This window comes from Thermosporothrix hazakensis, from assembly GCF_003253565.1.
Taxonomy (GTDB): domain Bacteria; phylum Chloroflexota; class Ktedonobacteria; order Ktedonobacterales; family Ktedonobacteraceae; genus Thermosporothrix; species Thermosporothrix hazakensis.
Genome location: NZ_QKUF01000064.1, coordinates 1 through 7,242 on the forward strand (window position 1 = coordinate 1; position 7,242 = coordinate 7,242).

The 7,242-nt window shown below is 47.2% G+C and carries 9 protein-coding genes; 6 read left to right on the top strand and 3 right to left on the bottom strand.

Annotated elements, in window-relative coordinates:
- Nucleotides 1-665, bottom strand: a 665-nt coding sequence (locus EI42_RS31350) for a helix-turn-helix domain-containing protein (protein ID WP_146505475.1), incomplete at its 3' end; no start/stop codon positions are given.
- Nucleotides 666-806: 141 nt separating this feature from the next.
- On the opposite strand from EI42_RS31350, the gene EI42_RS31355 reads away from it, so the two are divergent.
- The 3 genes from EI42_RS31355 to EI42_RS31365 are packed head-to-tail and all read left to right on the top strand — an operon-like array spanning nt 807 to nt 1,687.
- Nucleotides 807-1,061 carry a hypothetical protein gene (locus EI42_RS31355; RefSeq protein WP_137686219.1) on the top strand — a complete coding sequence of 85 codons (255 nt, stop codon included), beginning with the start codon at nt 807-809 and terminating at the stop codon, nt 1,059-1,061.
- The gene (locus EI42_RS31360) at nt 1,036-1,458 is read left to right on the top strand and encodes a hypothetical protein (protein WP_111326870.1); all 423 of its coding nucleotides are present in this window, start codon (nt 1,036-1,038) and stop codon (nt 1,456-1,458) included. Before EI42_RS31355 ends, EI42_RS31360 begins: the two co-directional genes overlap by 26 nt.
- Nucleotides 1,451-1,687, top strand: coding sequence for a hypothetical protein (locus tag EI42_RS31365; RefSeq protein WP_111326872.1), 237 nt, complete (start codon nt 1,451-1,453; stop codon nt 1,685-1,687). The genes EI42_RS31360 and EI42_RS31365 overlap by 8 nt, the downstream gene beginning before the upstream one ends.
- Before the next feature lie 246 nt (nt 1,688-1,933).
- Here the strand turns inward: EI42_RS31365 and EI42_RS35080 are convergent, their stop codons facing one another.
- Nucleotides 1,934-2,116: a hypothetical protein gene (locus EI42_RS35080; RefSeq protein WP_371860019.1), complete on the bottom strand. Its 183-nt coding sequence runs from the start codon at nt 2,114-2,116 to the stop codon at nt 1,934-1,936.
- A gap of 221 nt (nt 2,117-2,337) precedes the next feature.
- Here EI42_RS35080 and EI42_RS31370 point away from each other — a divergent pair, with 221 nt between their 5' ends.
- The 3 genes from EI42_RS31370 (at nt 2,338) to EI42_RS31380 (ending at nt 6,260) form a co-directional block, all read left to right on the top strand.
- Nucleotides 2,338-4,359, top strand: a complete 2,022-nt coding sequence (locus EI42_RS31370; RefSeq protein WP_111326874.1) for a tetratricopeptide repeat protein — start codon at nt 2,338-2,340, stop codon at nt 4,357-4,359.
- A gap of 158 nt (nt 4,360-4,517) precedes the next feature.
- Nucleotides 4,518-5,321: a GNAT family N-acetyltransferase gene (locus EI42_RS31375; RefSeq protein ID WP_170143059.1), complete on the top strand. Its 804-nt coding sequence runs from the start codon at nt 4,518-4,520 to the stop codon at nt 5,319-5,321.
- Between the two features lie 693 nt (nt 5,322-6,014).
- Nucleotides 6,015-6,260, top strand: a complete 246-nt coding sequence (locus tag EI42_RS31380) for a hypothetical protein (RefSeq protein ID WP_211326446.1) — start codon at nt 6,015-6,017, stop codon at nt 6,258-6,260.
- 277 nt (nt 6,261-6,537) lie between these two features.
- Here EI42_RS31380 and EI42_RS31390 read toward each other — a convergent pair whose 3' ends face one another.
- A complete protein-coding gene (locus EI42_RS31390) occupies nt 6,538-6,828 on the bottom strand; it encodes a hypothetical protein (RefSeq protein ID WP_137686363.1) in 291 nt (96 codons plus the stop codon).
- Nucleotides 6,829-7,242: the final 414 nt, after the last annotated feature.

Consider the following 7,242-nt stretch of genomic DNA (forward strand, 5'->3'; position numbering starts at 1 on the left):
CGACGGGTAGCCAGTCCGATATAATGGTCTCTCGGCTTAAACCACAAACTCAAAGTCATCTGTTCATGAACCGGTTCTCGGCTGATAACGATCCGGGAGAGAAGAACCTTTGCCCCATTCCATTGATACGGCTTCCCGCTTCGTTTTCTCTCTTCCTGCTCTTGCTGGATCTGCTTCTTTGCCTGTATGACCTCGTCAAAGAAGGTTGCTGGTTGGGGGTCATAAAAGGTGTGAATGTTTTCGGGAATATAGACATCTGTTCCGTCTCCATCAAGAATGATAATGTTTGTTTTTACAGATCCAAAAGCAAAATATTCGTCAGCTTCAAATGAAGCGGTTTTGCCCTTCAGTTTCGAGGGAAGCTGATCTTGCACATCATATTGTGGTGCCAATGCCTGGATATCGCAACCAATAACCCGAGCGATTTTAACACGATCCCGTCGAGGGATGACTTGATCTCCTGCCACATAATGGCGGAATGTTCCTTCTGGTATATTAGCCTCTTGCGCGGCTTCTCTTTGCGAGAGACCTGCGATGGCGAGCAGCTTCTTCAGTTGGTTGGGATGGAGAGCTTTTTTCATCGTGTATTCCCTTTCGGCAATATCTGGACCATTTTTGATCGCTCTTTGATGATATCTTATTGATTCAAGAGCGATTTTCTCCATTTTATCCTGTACATATCATGTATGCTTCTCTTAGAGAGTTCTTCTGTTTTTAAAGAACTATTTTGCTTTTGTTTCTCGCTATCGGAGTTTTCTCTGTCTCTTTTGTATCACAACTTCTTCTTCATCGCAATGAGAGGAATCATGGTAGCTAACTACACAGTCAAAGCAGGAAACCAGACGCTGTACAGTGGATCTAATCCTCAGGAAGCGCGTCGCGTATTTTTGGAGGCGGCAAATGATCCTGCCTATTTTGAGTGCAGAATCCAGCTTCTGAAAGGCGACCAGCTTCTTGGGGAGTTTCTCGAACGGATCGGACACCGACAACAGGACAAAGAGCTACTGAAATCGATCGAGAAGGAAGGAGAGAAGCATGAAGCAGACGACCTTGAGCAATGACGCCATTTTTGCACTGGTTGACCAGCACATCTTCGGCTTTGAGCCGACGTGTCACGGGCCGTGCCAGGACTGGTTCTTACGAGGGCATCAGGAGATCTACAAATGCCAGCAGTGTGGCGCAGAAATCGTGGGCGAGATTCCTCAAAAACTCCCGGACCAGCATCCTCGGCGCATTCCAGAATACCGCCTGGAACAGCTTCTGCAAAAGGTCAAACACCTCTCGCCAGAGCAACAGAAACGGGTTGTCGTCGGGCTGCTTGCCGATGTCTCCTCAGAGAACTGGTCCATCACAACGGTACTCGCACATCTGCTTATCACTATAAATGCTCGTCAGCTTGCCATTGCGATGCTTTGGGCTCTTGGCGTTCTCTCTGAGCAGGAGCAATCCCATGAGTAAAGCGTTGTTTCGTCAAGACCGCTGGTATCGCACCGTGCAAGGGAAGCTGATCCATGTGATCGGCTATGAGGCCGATGAGCCTGAGACACCCTATACGATCGCTTCGTTTGACGGGAACCAGTATTTCTGTCACCCTCTGGGAAGGAATCTGGGCTTTTCTCCCTGGCAGACGCTGAGATTGTGGAGCCACCACCGGGCAAGGAAATTTTTCTGTTTCGGGCGGAGCTGATCCTCGATATCAAAGTGCTCGCAATCGATCGAGAAACGGCCCGCATGCTTGCCGCGGAAATGTTGTCCCCGCGATCAGGGGACGATCATGTAATCGTCATGTGTCATCAAGAGACACCCATACAGGACAGGGAGGGTCCAGAGCATGCTTCAATAGATACATTGCACGGAGATGTTTAACCCCTACCTCGATGACTTGGATCGCAACTCCGAGCACATCTGACCCCAAATAGTGCCGCTGCTCCCATTATGTAGGGCCCAGTAGCGCTTCGAGTTCGAACTCGAGACGCTGACGATTGTGTAGAAGAAAGCGACTGTGAAGCAAGAGCACCCGAGTCTCTTCAGAGGCGGCAGCTTGCAGGGCCAGAAAGAGGCACTGAGCCTGTTCTACCGTCCCGAGCGTTCGAACCCGAACGGGACCAGCTATCAATGTAACATTGAATGTATCTTTTTACTGTATTTTTATATTTTTTATCTTTTTCATTAAAATGTTTTCATATTATAAAGTGGTCATCATTAAGATGCATATGCGAATACAAAAATCTATATTCAATACTGGAAATAATTTTATTATCTTATTATACTGTTGTAGTATACAAGCAATAAACATCCTATCCATTTCTGAGCCCTTAAAAAGCTGGAGGAAGACAGATGCAAGAAGCATATCAACTATCAGGACCGAGGATGTATGTTTATACGTTTGGTTCTATGACACTTGAATCAAGAACAGCAGACTACCGCCATACGTTCTCATTAGAGAAAATGAAATACTTAAGAGGAGTGCTGGTGTGCTTATTATGTGCGAAGGATCGAAGCCTACCTCGCAACTGGCTCCTTCGACTTTGGCCTTCTTTCGATCTCGATGGGCGGCCTATTAGCTCAAAAGAGAAATTGCATCGCCTTTCGCAAACGATTAGCAAGACAAGACTTGCTGTCCCTCCAGAACTTCTGTTCAGCCAACGGTCAGGACGTCTTACATTGCACCCCCAAACGCTTCTCTGGTGGGATGCAGAGGCTGTCTTGGAGTTAGCTTCTCGCGCAGAGAAACTTTCTTCTCTACAAGATGCTCTTCCCTTATGGCAAGAGGCACAAAATTTGATAGATAGAGGAATGTTCCTGTCTGATGATATTTCTGCGGCTTGGACTGAGGAACATGGTATACGATCACTACGCTCTCAAATAGAAAAGATTAGGCAAAAAACGATGAGAGCTCTTGCATTTGGAGATTTAATTTCAAAAAAAGACCTCTCTCGAGTGCAGTCATATTTTGATAGATATCAAAATGATTCAGAAGGAATAGAGCAGTTGCTGTGCACTTCCATGAATCAGCCGCCTTCCGTCCAAATGAAGATATTAGAGATAGCTAAGCAGTGTCAAGTCCCGGCTCGATCCATCGCACAACTCCAAAATATACTGCAAGCATCACCAATTGAGCTCATAGTACCTTTTGATAGGACAGCACATCAGAACATAAGTGCTCTTGAAGCCCCTCAAAGAGAAAAGCATCCCCTATTTCTCAATTCGCAACTTTGTAGTTCCCTTTCAACACTTGAGCTTTCCTCACCAGAAGAAGAACAAGAACAAGAAAATATACTTATAGGTGCTACTGTTGCACAATTTCTTTCTTTTGTGTATCAATGTAAGTATCATGGATTTTCCTTAGGCGAGCTTCAGCAAATCCTAGATAAGGAGATCACGGCTATGTCCGCTCAACAGCCTATTTCGCGTAGAGATGCACTGCTCGGGGCATTATCGTTCATGGCAACTGCTGTGAACTTTCCGCCCTATAAACAGACATTCCCAATTGAGGATTTTCTTTGTCATGCTGCGGCAGGCATAGTGGCAAACTGGCATTTGCTAGGAGGCCATCAATATACCTTTATCCAGAAGACATTGTCGCGATATCTCCCGGCTTTATCCCAACTCGCAAAGCAAAATAAAGATGCAGCAGAACTTGCTTGCCAGGCATATCTACAGTTAGGATTAATTGCATTTCATACTACTCACATAAAAACAAGACAAAAATATTGCCAGCAAGCCGTAATATACGCAGACATGTCCCAGACACCATTACTTCAAGCTGCTGCTCGTATACATCTCTGCTGCTCGTACTATTATGGAAACGAAAACAAAGCAGCTTTACACGCTATACAGGAAGCGTGGCCATTCTTTTCTCGAGTTTCACCGTTATTGCAAAGTTGCATGGCAATGCGCCTTGCTATGGTGCTAGCTCGTTGCTACGAAGAGCACGAGAAAGTCTCGGCTTTGATCCAACAAGCTTGCCAAACTTTCCCTGAAAGAGCGGCTGAAGATCCCGCTTATCTGTATTCAGAGTTTACAGAAGGGAATTTATACTTCGTAAAAGGTTTAATCTTTCTTGATACCGGCCATCTCAGCCAAGCCAGTAGTGCCATGCAACCTCTTGTAGAGCAAAAAATCCCTGTTTCCCCACGTACTTTGTACCAGGTATATAATTATCAAGCAAGAATTGCCTTAGAGGAAGGTGATAAGGATGCTATGGAAGCATATCTCCTGAAGGGGATAGAAGGAGCGATATCCTTACAAAGCAAACGACGGCGTGAGGAAGCTATCGCTTGTTATCGTCGAGCCAAACAGGTATGGCCTCAAGAAAAAACGCTGGATTCTTTAGCGATACGATTATTAGAAGCATAAAATATAATATGATATACTTGCGCCCTTTTCAGGGAGAATACGATCTTTTAGAGGAACTGTTTTGCTCTGATCCGTCTCAGGCTCAGGGCAGGCAAACCGCTTCCGCTTTACAATTTTTGGATCTGCACAATAGATTTCCGGGGCAGAGGAGATGGCTGATGACTCACTCTGCCTCTTCGAGGGATATCATTGCAACTTGTTGGATTACGCAAGACTGCTATCACTATCATCCGCAGGTTTGGAGTATCGGAGTCTTTGTGCATCCGCTCTATCGAAGCAGGGGATTGGGTTCACTGCTGTATCAACACATTCATGATCTTGCTACTTTGCATCCTCCAGTCCAGTTTCGCAAACGATTGAGAGAGGATCAAATTGATGGGCAAACCTTCTACTTCTTACGAAGGAAAAAGTTTGTAGAAGCTCGCCGATTGCAAGAATCTGTGCTTGATATTTCACTGATAAAAGGGGAACGCTTCCCTTCCCTCCCCCATTCACTGCGTTTATTCCCTTATAACAGTTTACCCGATCCTCAGCCCCAGCGAGAACAGAAATATTTTTCGCTTCTTCAAGCACTAATGCCTGATATTCCATTATTACCACCCCGACCTTTGCTCTCATTCAATGACTTTCAGCGCTATCGTCTTCCTCTCTTAAATCTTGCTTGTACCGTAATTGCATATGACATCTCAACGTCAGAATACGTTGGCTTATGCGAGCTCCGCAAAACTGTAGATCCCACAAAAGTCACGATGGGAGTAACCGGTGTTATACTCTCCTATAGGCGTCAAGGAATTGCAACCGCTATGAAGATTACCGCAATCCACCTTGCACATAAAAATCAAATTGAGCAAATTTGGACGACAAACGATAGAAGCAATATGGCTATTCTACGCCTCAATGTTTCCTTAGGGTTCAAGCCTACGCATACGCTTATCGATTTCGTCGCTTCTCCAGTGACATGAGTGTCAATTCCAAGCCAAGGACTTGCTAAGATTGCGCAGCAGATGCCAACGGTCAAGCACCTCTTGAACATGTGGTGCTCTAAGAGAATGGCTTTTGCACCCGTCTTGCCCCGATCACGGCTCACGATGGCAATTTCAAAATGAGCCTGCAACCAGGCGCTGATTGCCTACCCCACGTGCCGTTTAAGCAGGACCATGGGCGGCGGTATTTCAGATATACAGAAAGACCACTCCCCATGTGGGGGATAGACTCCATTCGTCAACGCCAAGCACACGAGGCACGGGAGGTGGAACCGGTGGGCATAGCGTCGTAGCAGGGCAATCAAGGTAGAGGCACTCACGGGCAAGCACAGGCACCGGTACAAGGAAGCTCCCCACACCTCCCCAAGTGCCAGGGCAATGATGGCAGTCGTTCATAAACACTACGGGTATGATAAGCAAACATCGCTGTGAGATGGACAAGCCGTTCATAAAATATATACGCGAACCGGAGGGTATATCGTAGAATAGACGACGAACACGCAACTGTATGATTTGCCGCTTTCAGTACGGTACAGTTTGTTGTGCTGCGTACACAAAAAGAAATAGAAGATTAAATAGATAGGAAGAACAAGAGCAGATAAGCTATGAGCGAACAAAGAGAAAGACAAGACCCAGGCAGATCAATACACATGAATCCACAACACGCCTCACATGCACAGTGAGCTAGAGGTGTGTTGCCTGTTGCCGGAGCCGGCGCAGACGGTCTTGGGAGCGAGTCAACTTGCCCATGTGCTCGATGAAGTGCGCTCGCAACATACAGGCTCCCATCAGCCCTTTGATCGGCACCTACTTGAGCAGCGTGCCGCCTTGCAGGATAGCGAACTACTGGGTGAGAGCCCCGACCACACCAACGCCACCGCCTGTCCCGCCAACATCTGCATCACGGAGGAGAGTTGATGTTCCACGATCACATAGCCATCCGCCTTGATCCGGCGCATAAAGGCCCGCCCGTCAACTGCATGCGCGACCAAGCATCGGGATTCACACCTCGGGCAGCCTGTGCCGCGAGGGCAGAGTGGGATATGCTTCGCGGGACGCCCGATGACGACAGGCACGCCCCTGATGGGGCTGCTCCGCTGCTCATTGGAATGCCGCTGAGAGGCCCTGTAACCTCACGTCCCTCCGAGAGCGGGGCAGGCCGATGCACCTGTACACATTTCTCCTTGGATGATTGTTAAAACCGTTTGACACCTCCATTGAACTCACGGCGCTGAGATGGGCAAATAGCGGGTCGCCCCCTACCACAGAGCAGAAAACGGGACAGGACCGAGGGGGCCTCGCACCCTGATGTCGAGCCCTCACACCGAGAATCCCGATCAAAGGAGAGCGTGCGGGGCAAGCCGGAGTGCTTCAAGAGGGCCACGATCGCTTCAAAAGCCATCTGCGCATGGAAGTTACCACGCACCACCGCTTCGAGCAGTTGCAAGGTATTCACATTGGCCCGCATTGAGGACTTCGACCACATGTGCCCGCTTCTTATCGACGTCTGTATAAATCGTCTCCATCGTGAGCGCAGACGATTTATTCGACATTTGCAATGATTATGACAGAAAGGATGTAAAGGGCACACTGAAGAGGTCAGGTATCTCTTCAGTGTGCAAGATGTTGTAACAAGGGCACTCATCATTACAAGAGTACGATTCGCTCCACCTCTCTTTCCCTGGATGTTCTCCAGTCTGTTACTCACTCAATCATAACAGCACATTTATCTCCTCTCTATCTCTTCTCCTTCCCATCGCTATCTATTTTCGACGAAATCACTTTTTGAAAAGGACCTGAAAAAGACGTAAAAGAGATTGAGAAAAGATACGCAAAAGGTAAATGTTCTGTTATCTTTTGAAAAAGAATAGACATCAAAAAATGATATAAGAAATGACAT